Annotated in this window: 18 protein-coding genes; 12 read left to right on the forward strand and 6 right to left on the reverse strand. The window is 60.3% G+C overall.

The genetic code is table 11. The features are described 5' to 3' along the window. Positions 1-75: 75 nt before the first annotated feature. The 3 genes from DK870_RS18475 to DK870_RS18485 all read right to left on the reverse strand — a co-directional run bounded on the left by DK870_RS18475 (position 76) and on the right by DK870_RS18485 (position 3,019). Positions 76-900, reverse strand: a complete 825-nt coding sequence (locus DK870_RS18475; RefSeq protein ID WP_161549362.1) for an ATPase — start codon at positions 898-900, stop codon at positions 76-78. 127 nt (positions 901-1,027) lie between these two features. Continuing rightward, a complete protein-coding gene (locus DK870_RS18480; RefSeq protein WP_090368932.1) occupies positions 1,028-2,026 on the reverse strand; it encodes an NAD(P)-dependent oxidoreductase in 999 nt (332 codons plus the stop codon). Between the two features lie 96 nt (positions 2,027-2,122). Further along, positions 2,123-3,019, reverse strand: a complete 897-nt coding sequence (locus DK870_RS18485; protein ID WP_060754136.1) for a LysR family transcriptional regulator ArgP — start codon at positions 3,017-3,019, stop codon at positions 2,123-2,125. Between the two features lie 116 nt (positions 3,020-3,135). Here DK870_RS18485 and DK870_RS18490 point away from each other — a divergent pair, with 116 nt between their 5' ends. From DK870_RS18490 to DK870_RS18520, 7 genes are all read left to right on the forward strand, one after another. After that, positions 3,136-3,537 carry an ACT domain-containing protein gene (locus DK870_RS18490; RefSeq protein WP_060754137.1) on the forward strand — a complete coding sequence of 134 codons (402 nt, stop codon included), beginning with the start codon at positions 3,136-3,138 and terminating at the stop codon, positions 3,535-3,537. A gap of 5 nt (positions 3,538-3,542) precedes the next feature. Beyond that, entirely contained in the window at positions 3,543-4,142 is a 600-nt protein-coding gene (locus tag DK870_RS18495) for a LysE/ArgO family amino acid transporter (RefSeq protein WP_060754138.1), read from the forward strand. A 178-nt stretch (positions 4,143-4,320) separates the two neighbouring features. Next, a complete protein-coding gene (locus DK870_RS18500; protein WP_003212997.1) occupies positions 4,321-4,917 on the forward strand; it encodes a superoxide dismutase in 597 nt (198 codons plus the stop codon). Between the two features lie 128 nt (positions 4,918-5,045). Beyond that, positions 5,046-5,249: a hypothetical protein gene (locus DK870_RS18505; RefSeq protein WP_060754139.1), complete on the forward strand. Its 204-nt coding sequence runs from the start codon at positions 5,046-5,048 to the stop codon at positions 5,247-5,249. Between the two features lie 159 nt (positions 5,250-5,408). Further along, positions 5,409-7,460: a bifunctional diguanylate cyclase/phosphodiesterase gene (locus DK870_RS18510; protein WP_060754140.1), complete on the forward strand. Its 2,052-nt coding sequence runs from the start codon at positions 5,409-5,411 to the stop codon at positions 7,458-7,460. A 126-nt stretch (positions 7,461-7,586) separates the two neighbouring features. Further along, positions 7,587-8,924, forward strand: a complete 1,338-nt coding sequence (locus DK870_RS18515; RefSeq protein ID WP_060754141.1) for an imelysin family protein — start codon at positions 7,587-7,589, stop codon at positions 8,922-8,924. A 248-nt stretch (positions 8,925-9,172) separates the two neighbouring features. After that, the gene (locus DK870_RS18520) at positions 9,173-10,627 is read left to right on the forward strand and encodes a TrkH family potassium uptake protein (RefSeq protein WP_060754142.1); all 1,455 of its coding nucleotides are present in this window, start codon (positions 9,173-9,175) and stop codon (positions 10,625-10,627) included. Here DK870_RS18520 and DK870_RS18525 read toward each other — a convergent pair. Next, on the reverse strand, positions 10,584-11,642 hold the full coding sequence (locus tag DK870_RS18525) for an AraC family transcriptional regulator (RefSeq protein WP_161549363.1): 1,059 nt from the start codon (positions 11,640-11,642) through the stop codon (positions 10,584-10,586). The genes DK870_RS18520 and DK870_RS18525 overlap by 44 nt on opposite strands. Before the next feature lie 161 nt (positions 11,643-11,803). Between DK870_RS18525 and DK870_RS18530 the strand changes: the two genes are divergently transcribed. The 3 genes from DK870_RS18530 to DK870_RS18540 all read left to right on the forward strand — a co-directional run bounded on the left by DK870_RS18530 (position 11,804) and on the right by DK870_RS18540 (position 13,948). Next, positions 11,804-12,115: a DUF962 domain-containing protein gene (locus DK870_RS18530; RefSeq protein ID WP_060754144.1), complete on the forward strand. Its 312-nt coding sequence runs from the start codon at positions 11,804-11,806 to the stop codon at positions 12,113-12,115. Positions 12,116-12,464: 349 nt separating this feature from the next. Continuing rightward, positions 12,465-12,647, forward strand: coding sequence for a hypothetical protein (locus tag DK870_RS18535; RefSeq protein ID WP_090368921.1), 183 nt, complete (start codon positions 12,465-12,467; stop codon positions 12,645-12,647). Between the two features lie 104 nt (positions 12,648-12,751). Continuing rightward, complete coding sequence (locus tag DK870_RS18540) at positions 12,752-13,948, forward strand: MFS transporter (protein WP_060754146.1); 1,197 nt, start codon at positions 12,752-12,754, stop codon at positions 13,946-13,948. On the opposite strand, the gene arfB is transcribed toward DK870_RS18540, so the two are convergent. After that, complete coding sequence (arfB, locus tag DK870_RS18545; RefSeq protein WP_161549364.1) at positions 13,945-14,358, reverse strand: alternative ribosome rescue aminoacyl-tRNA hydrolase ArfB; 414 nt, start codon at positions 14,356-14,358, stop codon at positions 13,945-13,947. The two genes, DK870_RS18540 and arfB, sit on opposite strands and share 4 nt — an antisense overlap. Before the next feature lie 266 nt (positions 14,359-14,624). On the opposite strand from arfB, the gene DK870_RS18550 reads away from it, so the two are divergent. After that, positions 14,625-15,155, forward strand: a complete 531-nt coding sequence (locus DK870_RS18550; protein WP_161549365.1) for a GNAT family N-acetyltransferase — start codon at positions 14,625-14,627, stop codon at positions 15,153-15,155. Positions 15,156-15,231: 76 nt separating this feature from the next. On the opposite strand, the gene DK870_RS18555 is transcribed toward DK870_RS18550, so the two are convergent. Continuing rightward, positions 15,232-16,119 carry a LysR family transcriptional regulator gene (locus DK870_RS18555; protein WP_161549366.1) on the reverse strand — a complete coding sequence of 296 codons (888 nt, stop codon included), beginning with the start codon at positions 16,117-16,119 and terminating at the stop codon, positions 15,232-15,234. Between the two features lie 137 nt (positions 16,120-16,256). On the opposite strand from DK870_RS18555, the gene DK870_RS18560 reads away from it, so the two are divergent. Beyond that, complete coding sequence (locus DK870_RS18560; RefSeq protein WP_161549367.1) at positions 16,257-17,243, forward strand: zinc-binding alcohol dehydrogenase family protein; 987 nt, start codon at positions 16,257-16,259, stop codon at positions 17,241-17,243. Positions 17,244-17,249: the final 6 nt, after the last annotated feature.

Raw genomic sequence — 17,249 nt, forward strand, 5'->3', positions numbered from 1 at the left:
AAACAAGGGCGAAAGAGGGGCAAGTAACGAAACTGATGGTAAATGTCACCAAGCGGTGACATTTACCAACAAGCTTTACTGACCGAGCGGCGTAGCGGCCGCTGGCGCATTGAGACGTTGATTCAAGTTCTGCACCTGGCTCTGCAAGGTGGTGATGTTGCGCGTGGTCTGGATGCGGAACACGTCGAACTCTTTATTGGTGGGTGCGTCGCTGTTGGCGGGCTGGTTTTCCTGTGCGCTCTTGAGTACCAGCAGGTCCTGCTCGAGGCGGGCGATGGCCGCGCTCGGATTGCCCTGTTTCTTCAAGGCCGCCACGTCGTTCGCCAGCTCCTTGGTCTCACCCTGCGCCGCCTTGAGGCTGGCGACGGCCTCGGTCAACGCCTGGACCTGGCCCTGCAACTTGGCATTGGCATTCGCAAGCTCCGTGGCATTGGTGGTCATTTGCGCCAGGCGCTGGTCCAGTTCGCTCGCCTGACCGGCCACGCCCACTTGTTGCTTGCCCTGCTCCAGCAATTGGGTTTCCAGCTGCTTGATCTGCAACTTCAGCGCTTCGCTGCCGTTGTTGACGTTGGCCTCACTGGCCACGACCTTGCCGGAAATATCCTGCAGGCGCCCCGCCGCTTCCTCGCTGATGCGCGCGAAACTCTCCTGGGTGGCGACCAACTGCTGGCCCATCAGGGAAATCTGCTGGAAGCTCCACCAGGCCAGGCCGGCAAAGGCGATCAGCAGCGCGCCGACCAAGGCCCACAATGGGCCGGTGCTGGCTCTTTTGACATTGACCACCTTGGTGTTGCGCGAGCGCACGGAGGTGGCGGGAGTCGGCACGAAATCATCGTCATCCCCTTGATCGGCCCGCAGGGTGGGAACGTTGTCGAATTCGTCGTTGGCATCGTTACGCATGAATCTACCTTGAATCAATGAGATGGCTAGCTGGAAGGCCGAGCGCCGGGATTATAAACCGCGTTCCCCGCGCACTGGTCGACCCGGAACCACGAATTCGGTTCCCGATGTGTCGCTGCTGGTGAAACTACTTCAGGCCGGGGTCCTGGGCCTTCCACCAAGCGCAGAACTCGTCGAGCGCGGTCCACAGGCTGACCTTGGGCTCGTAGTCCAGATAATGCCTCGCCTGACTGATGTCGAGGGTGAAATCTTTGTTCATCACCTGCATGCCCAGGCGTGACAGCGCCGGCTCCGGACGACCCGGCCACATCGCGCAAAACGCTTCGTTCAACGCCGCCACGCTGTAGGACAAGCCGTAAGATCGATAACGGGTGACCTGCGGCAGGTCCATCTGGCGCATCACGTAGTTCACCACATCCCACACCGGCACCGGCGTGCCGTTGCTGATGTTGTAGGCCCGGCCCAACGCCGAACCTGGGGCCAGCAAGCTACTGAGGAGAGCTTCGTTCAGGTTGTGCACGCTGGTGAAGTCGACCTTGTTCAGCCCGTCGCCGACAATGGCCAGGCGATTCTTGCGCTGCATCTTCAGCAAACGCGGGAAGATGCTCATATCGCCGGCGCCGGTCACAAATCGAGGGCGCAAAGCCAGCACTTCCAGGCCGAACTCCTGGGCCCCGAAGACTTTCTGTTCCGCCAGGTATTTGGTGGCGGCATAGGGGTGCTTGAAACGCTTGGGCACCTGTTCTTCGGTCAACCCCAGATGATCGCGCCCGTCAAAGTAGATCGACGGTGACGACAAGTGCACCAGGCGCCCGACCCGTTGCTTGAGGCAGGCTTCAACGACATTTTCGGTGACCAGCACATTACCCTGATGAAAATCCTGGTACTTGCCCCACAGCCCGACAGCGCCGGCGCAGTGCACCACGGCTTCGACGTCGCGGCATAGCTCGCGCACCAGGTCGGCATCATTCAAATCACCCTGGATAAACTCGGCACCGCGCCTGACAAGGTGCTCGACCCCCTCGGCACGTCGCCCGTTGACCCGCACGTCCAGGCCCTGCTCCAGGGCGAAACGCGCAAAACGCCCGCCGATGAAGCCGCTTGCGCCGGTGACCAGAATTTTCATGAAGCCTCCTACGGATGCAGCTGCCAGCGTCAAGCCTCAAGCTACAAGTTAAAAACGATCCGCAAGCTTTTCTTGCAGCTTGCAGCTTGACGCTTGTTACTGCTGATAGGGCACCAACCATTGGCCACAGGCCTGGGCCAGATGGTCGGTCAACAGCCCCAACAACTGCCCGCCACTGCGCCAATGATGCCAGTACAGCGGCACATCGATGGGCTTATCTGGCAACAACTCGACCAGTACGCCTTTCTCCAATTGATCACGCACCTGCAATTCGGGCACTAGGCCCCAGCCCAGGCCGGCCTCTGTCAGGCGAATAAAACCTTCGGACGAGGGGCACAAATGGTGCTCAAAACCACCGTCCACGCCGAGGGATGCCAGGTAACGGTGTTGCAGGAAATCATCCGGACCGAACACCAAAGCCGGCGTACGCGCCAGTTGTTCGGCCCGCACGCCCTCGGGAAAGTGCCTGGCAATAAAGGCCGGGCTGGCCAGCGCACGATAACGCATGGCGCCGAGCAACAGGCTGCGCGCTCCCGCCACAGGGCGTTCGCTGGCGCAGATACAGGCCGCCACTTCGCCGGCCCGCATGCGCTTGAGGCCCACGGTCTGGTCCTCCACCACCAAGTCCAGCAACAAATGCTGCTCGGCGCAGAAATCGCTGACCGCCTGCGCCCACCATGTCGCGAGGCTGTCGGCATTCAGGGCGATGCGCAGCCGCTCAGGCATACCTTCCTCGTCCAGTGCGGGCACCTGGCTTTGCAGGTCACGCTCCAGCAACCGCACTTGTTGGACGTGGTTGAGCAGCCGCCGGCCGATATCCGTAGGCGTCGGCGGCGTAGCCCGCACCAGCACCGGTTGGCCGATGCGCGCCTCGAGCAACTTGATGCGCTGGGAAATCGCCGACTGCGACAACCCCAACACCTGCGCACCGCGCTCAAAGCCCGCCTGTTCCACCACCGCCGCCAGGGCGGAGAGCAATTTATAGTCGAACATCAGTTTCTCTAATGAGCGATCAGCAATATTGGTTTTTCTTATACAGCCTACCCGATGAAAATGACCAGCATTGCTTCGTCGTATTTCACCTCTTCACGTTCGAAAGGAACCTTCACATGGCTGGCGAAACCGCCCTGGCAACCCTGCTGCGCAGCATGAGCCCGCAGTTGCATGAGGGTGACTACGTGTTCTGCACCCTGCCCGACCGACGTATTCCCGAAGGCTGCGAGATCATCGGCAGCTTTCGCGAGCAGGAAGGCCTGACCCTGATCCTCGAGCGCCAACAAGCGCAACAAGCCGGCTTGGCTTTCGAGTATGTCGCGGCCTGGATCACCTTGAACGTGCATTCGGCCCTGGAAGCCGTGGGCCTGACCGCCGCTTTCGCCAGTGCGCTGGGCAAGGCCGGCATCAGTTGCAACGTGATCGCCGGCTACTACCACGACCACCTGTTTGTCGGCCGCGCCGACGCCGAGCGCGCGCTGCGGGTTTTACGGCAATTGGCAGCGGACGCGGAGTAAACCTTATGTGGCAAAGTTATGTGAACGGACTGCTGGTGGCGCTTGGCCTGATCATGGCGATCGGCACGCAGAACGCCTTTGTATTGGCGCAAAGCCTGCGCCGTGAGCATCACCTGCCGGTGGCGGCCCTGTGCATCGTGTGCGATGCCATCCTGGTGGCCGCCGGGGTGTTCGGCCTGGCCACGGTGCTGGCCCAGAACCCACTGCTGCTGGCGATTGCCCGCTGGGGCGGCGCGGCGTTCCTGTTGTGGTATGGCACCTCGGCGCTACGTCGGGCGTTTTCAAAGCAAAGCCTGGAACACGGCGACGCCTTCAAGGCGCGCTCACTGCGCGCTGTATTGCTCAGTGCCTTGGCGGTGACGCTGCTCAACCCCCATGTGTATCTGGACACCGTGCTGTTGATAGGCTCCCTGGGCGCTCAGCAAACCGAACCGGGCGCCTATGTGGCCGGTGCGGCCAGCGCCTCGTTCCTGTGGTTCGCCAGCCTGGCGCTGGGCGCGGCGTGGCTGGCGCCCTGGTTGGCACGCCCGGCAACCTGGCGCCTGCTGGATCTTTTGGTCGCGGTGATGATGTTCAGCGTGGCCTATCAATTGATCAGCGCCTGACGAATATTCCAAAACGCTCTGGAACCTCTATCCCACACAGTTGTTGCGTGGTTTTGCCACACCCCCGGTGCTATGATCCGGACCCTGCGCCGCAAAGAGTTCAAACTCCCCGGCGCTTGTTTGGCCGCCCGTGATCGGCCTTGCGCTCACCGCAACTGACCTGATTAGGAGAATCATCATGGCTTTCGAATTGCCGCCGCTGCCGTACGCACACGATGCCCTGCAGCCGCACATTTCCAAGGAAACCTTGGAATACCACCACGACAAGCACCACAACACCTATGTCGTGAACCTGAACAACCTGGTGCCTGGCACCGAGTTCGAAGGCAAGACCCTGGAAGAGATCGTCAAATCCTCTTCGGGCGGCATCTTCAACAACGCCGCTCAGGTCTGGAACCACACCTTCTACTGGAACTGCCTGGCGCCAAACGCCGGCGGCCAACCGACCGGCGCCCTGGCTGAAGCCATCAACGCTGCGTTCGGTTCGTTCGACAAGTTCAAGGAAGAGTTCACCAAGACTTCCGTCGGCACCTTCGGTTCCGGTTGGGGCTGGCTGGTGAAAAAGGCTGACGGTTCCCTGGCCCTGGCCAGCACCATCGGCGCCGGCAACCCGCTGACCAGCGGCGACACCCCGCTGCTGACCTGCGACGTGTGGGAACATGCTTACTACATCGACTACCGCAACGTGCGTCCAAAGTATGTGGAAGCGTTCTGGAACCTGGTCAACTGGAAGTTCGTGGCTGAGCAGTTCGAAGGCAAGACCTTCACTGCCTAAGCAACACTTGCAGTAGAAAAAGCCCGGCGAATGCCGGGCTTTTTCATGGGCGACGGAACTGAGCGAACCGGCAACGCCACCCAGGCATGCAGAGGAATTCGCCTCTCATACCTGTCGGAGAATTAACTATGTCTATTGGAGCACTCGCCGCGCTGCCCCTCATCGGCGACGTCGCCAAAGCCGCTGGAGATATCACCAGCGCCGTCACCCCGCTTGTCCAACCCTTCGCCAATGTACTGGCCAAGGCGCTGGGCAACGCTCTGGAGCCTCAAAACAAAAACCTGGATTTTTCGAGTCTTCAAGAAACGACAAAGCGTACGTTGACCTTCTGATACCGACTGCGCCCCTTGCAGGCGGATGCAAATCCGCCCTGCACCACCTGATGACCGACTTCAAACCTGCTTTGCCCCAATGTTCCTTTGACTGACACCCCGAGATTGCCAATACTCATGGCATATTGAGGCTACCCGCATGGAACAAGGAATGACCCTTTGAAGCTGGAACTCAAAAACAGCTTGTCGGTGAAGTTGCTACGGGTTGTGCTGTTGTCGGCATTGATCGTGGGCGTGGCGTTGAGCGTGGCGCAGATCGTTTTCGATGCCTACAAGACACACCAGGCCGTGGCGGGCGATGCCCAACGCATTCTCGACATGTTTCGCGACCCCTCGACCCAGGCCGTCTACAGCCTGGATCGCGAGATGGGTATGCAGGTCATCGAGGGTCTGTTTCAGGACGACGCCGTGCGCATGGCCTCCATTGGCCATCCCAACGAAACCATGCTCGCGGAAAAAAGCCGCGCCTTGCAGCAATCGCCCACCCGCTGGCTGACCGACCTGATTCTGGGCCAGGAACGCACCTTCACCACCGCATTGGTCGGCAAAGGCCCCTACAGCGAATATTACGGCGACCTGAGCATCACCCTGGACACGGCCACCTACGGCAAAGGTTTTATTGTCAGCTCGGTGATCATCTTTGTGTCCGGCGTACTGCGCGCCTTGGCAATGGGCCTGGTGCTGTACCTGGTGTATCACTGGCTGCTGACCAAACCGCTGTCGCGGATTATCGAACATCTGACATCAATCAACCCGGACCGGCCCAGCGAACACAAAATCCCCCAACTCAAGGGCCATGAGCGCAATGAGCTGGGGTTGTGGATCAACACGGCCAACCAGTTGCTCGAATCCATCGAGCGCAATACCCACCTACGCCATGAGGCCGAATCCAGCCTGCTGCGCATGGCCCAGTACGACTTTCTCACCGGCCTGCCGAATCGGCAGAAGCTGCAGGAGCAGTTGGACAAGATCCTGACCGACGCCGGCCGCCGACAACGCCGTGTGGCAGTGCTGTGCGTCGGGCTGGACGACTTCAAGAGCGTCAACGAACAGTTTACCTACCAGGCCGGCGACAAATTGCTGCTGGCACTGGCCGACCGTCTGCGTGCCCACAGCGGCCGCCTCGGCGCCCTGGCCCGCCTGGGGGGCGACCAGTTCGCGCTGGTTCAGGCCGATATCGAGCAGCCTTACGAGGCCGCCGAGCTGGCACAAAGCATCCTGGATGACCTGGAGGAGGCCTTCGCCCTCGACCAGGATCAGATCCGCCTGCGCGCCACCATCGGCATCACGCTGTTCCCGGAAGACGGCGACAGCACTGAGAAGCTGCTGCAAAAAGCCGAACAAACGATGACCCTGGCCAAGAGCCGCTCGCGCAACCGCTATCAGTTCTACATCGCCAGCGTCGACAGCGAAATGCGCCGCCGCCGCGAACTGGAAAAAGACCTGCGCGATGCCCTGAGCCGGGACCAATTCCACTTGGTGTACCAACCCCAGATCAGTTACCGCGACCACCGCGTGGTCGGCGTGGAAGCGCTGATCCGCTGGCAGCATCCGGAACACGGCCTGGTACCACCCGACCTGTTTATCCCCCTGGCGGAACAGAACGGTACGATTATTCCGATTGGCGAGTGGGTACTCGACCAGGCATGCCGACAGTTGCGCGAATGGCACGACCTGGGTTTCACCGAGCTGCGCATGGCGGTCAACCTGTCCACCGTGCAGTTGCACCACACCGAGTTGCCGCGGGTGGTCAATAACCTGATGCAGATCTACCGCTTGCCACCCCGTAGCCTGGAGCTGGAAGTCACCGAGACCGGCCTGATGGAAGACATCAGCACCGCCGCCCAGCACTTATTGAGCCTGCGACGCTCCGGCGCGCTGATCGCCATCGATGACTTCGGTACCGGCTATTCGTCGCTGAGCTACCTGAAAAGCCTGCCCTTGGACAAAATGAAGATCGACAAGAGCTTCGTCCAGGACCTGCTCGATGATGACGACGATGCCACCATCGTGCGCGCCATCATCCAGTTGGGCAAAAGCCTGGGCATGCAGGTGATTGCCGAGGGCGTTGAAACTGCCGAGCAAGAGGCCTACATCATCGCCGAGGGCTGCCATGAGGGGCAGGGTTACTACTACAGCAAACCCCTGCAGGCCCGTGAGTTGGCGGTGTACTTGAAACAATCCGAGCGCAATAACGCGGCGATTCTTTGACCGTGCAAAGCAATACCAAATATTTCCCGCGTATAACGCTTTACACAAAATGCAAATCTTTCGCATTATGTCGCAGTTTTGCGCGCCCTCGCGTGCCCCAACCCCAACCGAAGCAGGATGTTCGCCATGATTCGTATGCCCCTGGCCACCGCCAGTCTGCTGGCCCTTGCCATTTCTCTCGCCGGTTGCGGCGAAGGTAAAGACAAGGCGGCCGCGCCTCAAGCACCCGCAGCCGCCAGCAGCACCGCACCTGCGGCGGCTCCGGCTGGCCAGGTCGACGAGGCAGCCGCCAAGGCCGTGGTCGCGCATTACGCCGACATGGTGTTCGCGGTGTACAGCGACGCCGAATCCACCGCGAAAACCCTGCAGACCGCAATCGACACCTTCCTCGCCAACCCGAACGACGAAACCCTGAAAGCCGCCCGCGCCGCTTGGGTTGCCGCCCGTGTGCCGTACCTGCAGAGCGAAGTGTTCCGTTTCGGCAACACCATCATCGACGACTGGGAAGGCCAAGTGAACGCCTGGCCTCTCGATGAAGGACTGATCGACTACGTCGACAAATCCTACGAGCACGCCCTGGGCAACCCGGGCGCCAACGCCAACATCATCGCCAACACCCAGATCCAAGTGGGCGAAGACAAGGTCGACGTGAAGGACATCACCCCGGAAAAACTCGCCAGCCTCAATGAACTGGGGGGTTCCGAAGCCAACGTCGCCACCGGCTATCACGCGATCGAGTTCCTGCTCTGGGGCCAGGACCTCAACGGCACCGGCCCAGGCGCGGGCAACCGCCCGGCGTCGGACTACATGACCGGCGACGGCGCCACCGGCGGCCACAACGAGCGTCGTCGCACCTACCTGCGCGCCGTGACCCAATTGCTGGTCAGCGACCTGGAAGAAATGGTCGGCAACTGGAAGCCCAACGTCGAAGACAATTACCGCGCCACCCTGGAGTCGGAACCTGCCACCGACGGCCTGCGTAAAATGTTGTTCGGCATGGGCAGCCTGTCCCTGGGTGAGCTGGCCGGTGAGCGCATGAAAGTCTCCCTGGAAGCCAACTCGCCGGAAGACGAGCAGGATTGCTTCAGCGACAACACCCACAACTCGCACTTCTACGATGCCAAAGGCATCCGCAACGTCTACCTGGGCGAGTACACCCGCACCGACGGCACCCAAATGACCGGCGCCAGCCTGTCGTCGCTGGTGGCCAAGGTTGACCCGGCGGCCGACGCTGCGCTGAAGGCTGACCTGGCTGCCACTGAAGCGAAGATCCAAGTCATGGTCGATCACGCCAACAACGGTGAGCACTACGACCAACTGATCGCCGCCGGCAATGACAAAGGCAACCAGATCGTGCGTGACGCGATTGCCGCGCTGGTCAAGCAGACCGGCGCGATCGAAACCGCCGCCGGCAAGCTGGGCATCAGCGACCTGAACCCGGATAACGCGGATCACGAGTTCTGATCCGTGCCGCATTGAACAAGGCGACCTTCGGGTCGCCTTTTTCATACGCCCTATCTACCACCACAAATCCCTTGTGGGAGGGGGCTTGCTCCCGATGACGGTGGCTCAGTGAAAGATCTATCTGCTGACCCGCCGTCATCGGGAGCAAGCCCCCTCCCACATTTTGACCCGGGTCGCCCTGCCCCCCTCGGTTTACAAGACTCGCACCACGGGTAGAATGGCGCCACTCCCACATCCGAGCTTTCTTCATGGCGTTGCCGACCCTACGCATCATCGGTTTCATCATCGGCATCTTCCTGATCACCCTTGCGATCGCCATGGTCGTCCCGATGGCGACCCTGGTGATCTTCGAACGCACCAGCGACCTGCCCTCGTTCCTGTGGGCCAGCCTGATCACATTTCTCGCGGGCCTGGCCCTGGTCATCCCTGGCCGCCCCGAACACGTCCACCTGCGTCCTCGGGACATGTACCTGCTGACGGTCAGCAGCTGGCTGGTGGTGTGCATCTTCGCCGCGTTGCCGTTTCTGCTGACCCAGCACATCAGCTACACCGACTCGTTTTTTGAAAGCATGTCCGGCATCACCGCCACCGGTTCCACCGTGCTGAGCGGCCTGGACAGCATGTCCCCAGGCATATTGATGTGGCGCTCGCTGCTGCACTGGCTGGGCGGCATCGGCTTTATCGGCATGGCGGTGGCGATTCTGCCGCTGCTGCGCATTGGTGGCATGCGCCTGTTTCAGACCGAATCCTCTGACCGCTCGGAGAAGGTCATGCCACGCTCGCACATGGTGGCGCGGCTCATTGTGGCCACTTATGTCGGTATCACCATCCTCGGCAGCCTGGCGTTCTGGTGGGCGGGAATGGGCTTGTTCGACGCGATCAACCATGCGATGTCGGCGATTTCGACCGGTGGGTTCTCCACCTCCGACGAATCCCTGGCGCACTGGAAACAACCGGCGGTGCACTGGGTTGCTGTGGCGGTAATGATCCTCGGCAGCTTGCCGTTCACCCTGTACGTGGCCACCTTGCGTGGCAACCGGCGAGCGCTGATCAAGGACCAGCAGGTGCAGGGCTTGCTGGCGTTGCTGGTCGTGACATGGCTGGTGCTGGGTACCTGGTATTGGTGGACCACCGATTTGCATTGGCTGGATGCACTGCGCCATGTGGCGGTGAACGTCACCTCGGTGGTCACCACCACCGGCTTTGCGTTGGGGGACTACAGCATCTGGGGCAACTTCTCACTGATGTTGTTCTTCTACCTGGGTTTTATCGGCGGCTGCTCGGGCTCCACCGCCGGCGGGATCAAGATCTTCCGTTTCCAGGTCGCCTACATCCTGCTCAAGGCCAACTTGAACCAACTGATTCACCCGCGAGCGGTGATCAAGCAGAAGTACAACGGCCATCGCCTCGACGAAGAAATCGTGCGTTCGATTCTGACGTTCTCGTTTTTCTTCGCCATCACCATCTGTGCCATCGCCCTGGCCCTGTCGCTGCTGGGCCTGGACTGGATGACCGCATTGACCGGCGCGGCGAGCACGGTATCGGGCGTCGGCCCGGGCCTGGGTGAAACCATCGGCCCGGCCGGCAACTTCGCCAGCTTGCCCGATGCGGCCAAGTGGATCCTGTCGTTCGGCATGCTGCTGGGACGGCTGGAGATTATTACGGTGTTTGTATTGTGTATCCCGGCGTTCTGGCGTCACTGACCTGCGATGTCTGCAGCAGCCGCGTACGGTATTCGCCGGGCGTGGCGTCGAACCAGCGCCGGAATGCGCGAAAGAAATTGCTCGGGTCGGCAAACCCCAGCAAGTAGGCAATTTCCAACAGGGTCATGCTGGGCTGCGCCAGGTATTGCTCGGCCAGTTCACGACGGGTGTCGTCGAGCAACGTCTGGAAACTGGTGCCCTCCTCCTGCAGACGGCGCTGCAAGGTGCGTTGCGAGAGGTGCAGGGTCTGGGCCACCGCTTCACGCTTGGGCTCGCCCTGGGGCAACAGGCGGCACAGCACCTGGCGGGCATTATGGGTCACGCGGCTCTCGGAAAAGCGCGCCAGGTACTCACCGGCAAACCGATCGTGCAGCAGCGCCATCGCCTCGTTGGCCGTGGGCAACGGTGCATCCATATCGGCACGCTCGAAAATCAGCGCGTCGTAGGGCGCATTGAACTCCAAGGGCGCATGAAATGCTTGCTTGTAGGGCGCCAGGTCCAGTGGCTGGTCGCCTTGCAACATGACTTTACGCGGTTGCAGGGTGCGGCCGCTCAGCCAGCCGCATAGCGCCAACGCACAGGCCAACGAGGCTTCGGCGCTCTGCCGGGTGGGCGGCAGATGATCACCGTGCACGGTCAGAATCAGTGCATAACCTTCGGACAACAGCCGAAAGCTCAGGTCGGCGCTTTCGGCGATGATGCGCTGGTAACGCACCAGGCGCATGAAGCCTTCAGCCAGCGTGTTGCTGGACATCAGCGCATAACCGGCCACGTGAAACGACGCCGGGCGCACCACCTTGCCCATATTCAGGCCAATCGCCGGGTTGCCCGACAACTCCACGGCCCGCTGCCAGAGGCGGGTCATGGAGTCTTGCGTAAAGCGTGCATCAGGGTCACTGAGAGCGCTGTAATCCAGGCCCAACTGCTTGAATAACGCACGGCAATCCAGGCCGTCCATTTCCAATGCCTTGACTATACCCATCGCCCAGCTTGCAGAAGTGGTTCGTTCACTCATGGCGTCGTCTTCTAGAAAGCAGGCTTATCCGGCAACCAGCAAGCCAAGGATACTAAAGTGGCATCTATTGTCACTGGCTGTTACCACTGATCACTCTAGACTCAAATAAGCTACCCACCGAACATCTGCCGAGCGGCATCACCGTCAAAGGCCCGACCAGCATGGAAAACGTCAAGCAATTCAACAGCTTTGCCGAGTTCTACCCTTACTACCTGCGCGAGCACGGCAACAGCACCTGCCGTCGCCTGCACTTTATCGGCACCACCCTGGTGATCGGCATTCTGGCCTATGCCATCGGCCGCGGTTCGCTGGGCCTGCTGCTGGCCTTGCCCGTCGCCGGCTACAGCTTTGCGTGGATCGGCCACTTCTTCTTCGAAAAGAACCGCCCGGCAACCTTTCAACACCCGTTTTACAGCCTGTTGGGCGACTTCGTCATGTACCGCGACATGATTCTGGGCAAGGTGCCGTTCTGACCACGCGACCGTCTGGACGATGAAAGTTCATGCATCCGACGACATTAAAATCTTTTTGTCATTTTCAGTGCTGTATCCTGCCAAGGCTTTTTGAGAGCGCGCAATTACCTGCGATTGAAAACAGACCTTGCGAGGAGCGACCCACATGCACGAGATCCCTAATCTCCCCTTCCCAAGCCTGCACCCGACTGAGCAGCCAACACCGCAGCAGGCCGGCAACAAACAGCCTGAGACCCAACAAGCAAAACCAGCCGACAGCAAACGCCAAGGCTGAAGCCGTACCAGACCGTATGGAAAGCGCAACGTTGAAGCGCTTTCCACACGGCCTGCATCACCCGAGATACCCGCTATGACCGATACCCTCCCTGCTTCCCCCGACGCCGCCGTACTCGACGCTGCCTTGCAGATGGTCGAAGTCTGGAACCGCCTCAGCCCCGAAAAACAAGCCGTGCTGCTCAAGCGTTTCGGCACCCAGGAAAACGCCTTGGCGGCCTTGGTGACCACGCAGTTACTGGCGCCCGCTAAATCCTGATGGGGGCTTGATCCAGCCTTTTTGAGATTAGCCGCCCTGCCCGCGCCCAGCGACAGGTATCATTAGCAGCCTATCTTTACCTGCTGCGACAGTGGATCCCTCTCATGCCAGATACCCAGCGCCCCATGGCGGTCACGCTGCAAGTCGTTTCCATCGTGCTGTTCACCTTTATCGGTTACCTGAATATCGGCATCCCCCTGGCCGTGTTGCCGGGCTATGTGCATAGTCAGTTGGGCTATGGCGCGGTCATCGCTGGTTTGGTGATCAGCGTGCAATACCTGGCCACCCTGTTGAGCCGCCCGTACGCCGGCAAGATCATCGACAACCTGGGCAGCAAGCGCGCCGTGCTGATCGGCCTGGTCGGCTGCGGGCTGAGCGGCGTGTTCATGTTGCTGGCCGCCTGGTTCTCCAGCCTGCCGGCCGTGAGCCTGGGCAGCCTGCTGATCGGTCGACTGGTGCTGGGCAGCGCGGAAAGCCTGGTCGGGTCGGGCGCGATCGGCTGGGGCATCGGCCGGGTCGGCGCCGCGAATACGGCCAAGGTCATTTCATGGAATGGCATCGCCAGTTACGGCGCGCTGGCCGTCGGCGCGCCGCTGGGGGTGTTGCTGGTCAGCCAGTTCGGGCTGTGGAGCATGGGTGTCAGCATCGTGTTGCTGGCGGTGCTGGGCGTGCTGCTGGCCTGGAACAAGGAAGCCGCACCGATCGTGGCCGGTGTGCGCCTGCCGTTCATGAATGTGCTGGGCCGCGTGCTGCCCCACGGCTGCGCATTGGCGCTGGGCTCGATCGGCTTTGGCACCATCGCCACCTTTATCACCCTGTATTACACCACCCAGCACTGGGATAACGCGGTGTGGGCCTTGAGCCTGTTCGGCGCCAGCTTTATCGGCGCGCGCCTGCTGTTCGGTAACCTGATCAACCGTATCGGTGGTTTTCGCGTGGCGATTGCCTGCCTGTCGGTGGAGGTCCTCGGCCTGCTGTTGCTGTGGCTCGCACCGAATGCCCACCTGGCCCTGGCGGGAGCGGCGTTGAGCGGCTTCGGCTTTTCCCTGGTGTTTCCGGCGTTGGGTGTGGAGGCTGTCAACCTGGTGCCCGCGTCCAGCCGCGGTGCGGCGGTGGGGGCTTATTCGCTGTTTATCGACTTGTCGCTGGGCATCACCGGCCCGCTCGCCGGGGCGGTGGCATCAGGCTTCGGCTTTGCATCGATCTTCCTGTTCGCCGCCCTCGCAGCCGCAGGTGGCTTGCTGCTGAGTGTGTACCTGTACCGCCAGGCGCCCAAGGCTCGCGAGACACGGGACGCCTAGAAGTCGACCTTGCCGCGCCCGGCCTTGATACTGCCGCGCTTGGTCTTGGATTCCAGCCTGCGCTTCTTGGAGCCCAGCGTAGGCTTGGTCGGACGGCGCTTCTTCTCGACCTTGGTGGCGCTGAGAATCAGCTCCACCAGACGCTCCAGCGCATCCGCGCGGTTCTGTTCCTGAGTCCGGTATTGCTGGGCCTTGAGCACCAGTACACCTTCGCTGGTGATGCGGCTGTCACGCAGCGCCAGCAAGCGCTCCTTGTAAAACTCCGGCAAGGACGAGGCCGGAATATCAAAGCGCAGGTGCACCGCGCTCGACACCTTGTTGACGTTCTGCCCGCCGGCGCCTTCGGCGCGAATGGCAGTCAGCTCGATCTCGGCGTCGGGCAGGTGGACGGTGTTGGAAACCTTCAGCATTGCATTCTCATGATTGCGAAAACTCTCGATCGCCATAAACCCTGTTTGATCATTTGGGCTCAGGCGTTCTTTGATTGTCTCAGTATTTCACTCCACAACGTGGTTTTTCAGGCAAAACGGGAAAGCCGCCCGAACAATTGGCCTGGCGCTTAAACTCTGTTTTGATGTCGACAGCGCCAAATACAGGCGGGCCGTTGGCATCCAAGGAAAACTGGGACGCAAGGAGCATCAATGTGGCGCTCCGTGCGAATCAATCAGGGAGACGCATGATCAACATTCGTGAAGCAACTAAAGCCGACCTCGACGCGCTACGGGAAGTCGGCTGTGCGACCTACCGAGAGCATTTTTCAAGCATCTGGTCGCCTGCCGGCATGCAGGATTTTCTCAATCAAGACTTCTCACCGAGCGCACTCGGCCAATCACTCGAATCCGGCGCGAGTCATTTGTGGCTTATTGCCTCAGACGACAGCGGTAAGGTCGTAGGCTTTTCCAAAGTCAACTGGTCAACACCTGCGCCGTTGACTGGCGAGGTGGGCGCAGAACTGCAAAAAATCTACTTCCTCCAATCCGAAGCAGGACGAGGGTATGGGAAACAGCTGCTGAGCTTTATTTGCAACCGAGCGATAGAGCGCGGCGCACGCTTGCTCTGGCTCGACGTACTCAAGACCAACTCGAATGCGCGCCGCTTCTATGAAGGTTCCGGTTTCCAGGAAATCGGTGAAATCCCTTTCAAAACCGATCTGGCTGAAATCGGCATGGTTGTCATGGGCCGTCGCCTGACAAGTCCCACGGGCTAGCACCTTGGCGGCACTGCCTTTGGAATTGCGCGAAAAATAACACCGATAACCGGCAGAAACCGGCCAGGAGTCGCCCTTAGTCGGAGGTAGACGATACCTGGGCGAGATACCCCAAGTACCCCTGCGCAAAATCCAGGTACGCCCGCACAATGGCAGACGGGTGCCGATGCGACGGGTAGAGCAAGTTGATGTGCTGCTCGGGTAGCGGATGCTCGGGAAGTAGCGCAAGTAACGTCCCTTCTCGAATGGCGCTCGCCGCCAGAAATGGCGGAAGCTCCGTTACCACATCACCGACCAACGCCCGCCTGCGCAGGTGCGCATAGTCGTTGGTGGACAGAATCGCTTCAGGTTTGAATACCACGGTGCCCAACTGCCATGTCGCATGGGCACCCTGGGTCCAGACCGCACATGGATAACCATGTAACGCTTCGACACCACTGGGCGCACCCAGCCGTTCAATCAATGTCGGGCTGGCGACGAGAATGTGACGATAGGTCAGCATGCGGCGAGCGACCATGGTCTCGTGCGCAATCATGCCTACGCGCAGCGCCACATCGACACCATCCTCGATCAGATCGATGCGACGCTCAGTGGTGTAGACGCTGATCTGGATCTGCGGATAGCGATCCTGGAAAGCCGACAGTACGTCCCACCACGGCTCAAACGACGGCGGCAGAGACAGCCGCAAACATCCCTTCAATTGTGCCTGATCACTGATCACGGCCTGTTCGCTTTCAATCAACGCCTCAATGCCACGACTGGCGTGTTCGTACAAGCGCGTCCCCGAGTCCGTAAGTTTGGTGCCACGTACAGAACGTTCGAGCAATTGCACCTTCAACTGCTGCTCAAGCTCGCGAATGCGTCGGCTCAAGGTCGGTAGCGGAATGTCCAGACGCTCAGCTGCGGCCGAAAGGCTACCGGTCTGGGCCACGCTGACAAACATCCGGACGGCGTTTAAGTCCATGACATTGCTCCTCTCATTTTTGAAAGCAAGCCTATCCATTCCGAGGATTATCTTCCACATTCGAGTAGTGGATAGTGCACTCACTGGCTTGTAAAGCAACGTTTCAATCAACCAGCCAGGTACCTGAGGAAACGACCATGAAAGCTTATGTGATTGAACAACCGGGCGGCCCGCAAGTCCTCCAACTGCGAGATATCCCATCACCCGAGCCAACCTCGGACGAAGTACAAATCCGTGTCCGTGCATTTGGACTCAACCGCGCAGAAACGTATCTGCGCGCTGGAAAAATGGGCGAAATCAATGCACCTCGCGTACCCGGTATCGAAGCTGTGGGCGAAGTTATCCATGACCCCGCCGGTATCTTGCGTACTGGCCAGCGCGTAGCCACGGCCATGGGCGGCATGCAGTTCAGCCGCAATGGCAGCTATGCCGAGCAGGTGACGGTGCTGCGTAGCAACGTGATCTCACTGGATGACACCTCGCTCTCGTGGGAAGAGCTCGCCACGCTGCCGCAAGCGTATCTGACGGTCTGGGGGGCGCTTGACAAGAGTTTAGCCATTCAAAAAGGCCAGACTTTGCTGGTACGGGGCGGCACTTCATCGGTTGGCCTGGCTGCCATCACCTATGCCAAGTCCCGTGGGTTAACCGTGATTGCGACTACACGTACCGCGACGAACATCCAACGTCTTTATGATATGGGAGCTGATGAGGTGGTCATCGACAACGGTGAAATCGCCCAGCGAATTCGGGAAATCGCTCCTCTAGGGGTGGATGCCGCGCTCGAAGTTGTCGGCGCCACAACACTGCGCGACACGATCAAGACACTGCGACCGTTTGGTGCAGTGAGTGTCATCGGCCTGCTCGGCGGCCCGCCGATCATGGAGAATTTCCATCTGATGCAAGACCTCCCTGCCGGGGTGCGACTGAATTTCTTCCCGAGCGCCTTGCTGGGGACTCCCGCCCTGCCATTGTTGGCTACGCCGTTGCCGTGGCTCGCAAAGGAAATTGCTGCCAAGCGAATGCCTTCCATCCATACCCGAACCTTCGCCTTCGACGAGGTCCGCCACGCGCACCGCTTGATGGAAAGTGATCGTGCACTCGGCAAGCTTGTCGTCTTGCTCTGACATTCT

It is taken from the genome of Pseudomonas sp. Q1, from assembly GCF_009935975.1.
Lineage (GTDB): Bacteria > Pseudomonadota > Gammaproteobacteria > Pseudomonadales > Pseudomonadaceae > Aquipseudomonas > Aquipseudomonas palleroniana.

Coding starts and splice junctions, on each gene's coding strand:
- DK870_RS18495 (WP_060754138.1), top strand. CDS start 3,543: ATGTGGCAAAGTTATGTGAACGGACTGCTGGTGGCGCTTGGCCTGATC.
- DK870_RS18520 (WP_060754142.1), top strand. CDS start 9,173: ATGGCGTTGCCGACCCTACGCATCATCGGTTTCATCATCGGCATCTTC.
- DK870_RS18505 (WP_060754139.1), top strand. CDS start 5,046: ATGTCTATTGGAGCACTCGCCGCGCTGCCCCTCATCGGCGACGTCGCC.
- DK870_RS18530 (WP_060754144.1), top strand. CDS start 11,804: ATGGAAAACGTCAAGCAATTCAACAGCTTTGCCGAGTTCTACCCTTAC.
- DK870_RS18550 (WP_161549365.1), top strand. CDS start 14,625: ATGATCAACATTCGTGAAGCAACTAAAGCCGACCTCGACGCGCTACGG.
- DK870_RS18540 (WP_060754146.1), top strand. CDS start 12,752: ATGCCAGATACCCAGCGCCCCATGGCGGTCACGCTGCAAGTCGTTTCC.
- DK870_RS18480 (WP_090368932.1), bottom strand. CDS start 2,026: ATGAAAATTCTGGTCACCGGCGCAAGCGGCTTCATCGGCGGGCGTTTT.
- DK870_RS18515 (WP_060754141.1), top strand. CDS start 7,587: ATGATTCGTATGCCCCTGGCCACCGCCAGTCTGCTGGCCCTTGCCATT.
- arfB (WP_161549364.1), bottom strand. CDS start 14,358: ATGCTGAAGGTTTCCAACACCGTCCACCTGCCCGACGCCGAGATCGAG.
- DK870_RS18490 (WP_060754137.1), top strand. CDS start 3,136: ATGGCTGGCGAAACCGCCCTGGCAACCCTGCTGCGCAGCATGAGCCCG.
- DK870_RS18485 (WP_060754136.1), bottom strand. CDS start 3,019: ATGTTCGACTATAAATTGCTCTCCGCCCTGGCGGCGGTGGTGGAACAG.
- DK870_RS18535 (WP_090368921.1), top strand. CDS start 12,465: ATGACCGATACCCTCCCTGCTTCCCCCGACGCCGCCGTACTCGACGCT.
- DK870_RS18525 (WP_161549363.1), bottom strand. CDS start 11,642: ATGAGTGAACGAACCACTTCTGCAAGCTGGGCGATGGGTATAGTCAAG.
- DK870_RS18555 (WP_161549366.1), bottom strand. CDS start 16,119: ATGGACTTAAACGCCGTCCGGATGTTTGTCAGCGTGGCCCAGACCGGT.
- DK870_RS18500 (WP_003212997.1), top strand. CDS start 4,321: ATGGCTTTCGAATTGCCGCCGCTGCCGTACGCACACGATGCCCTGCAG.
- DK870_RS18560 (WP_161549367.1), top strand. CDS start 16,257: ATGAAAGCTTATGTGATTGAACAACCGGGCGGCCCGCAAGTCCTCCAA.
- DK870_RS18475 (WP_161549362.1), bottom strand. CDS start 900: ATGCGTAACGATGCCAACGACGAATTCGACAACGTTCCCACCCTGCGG.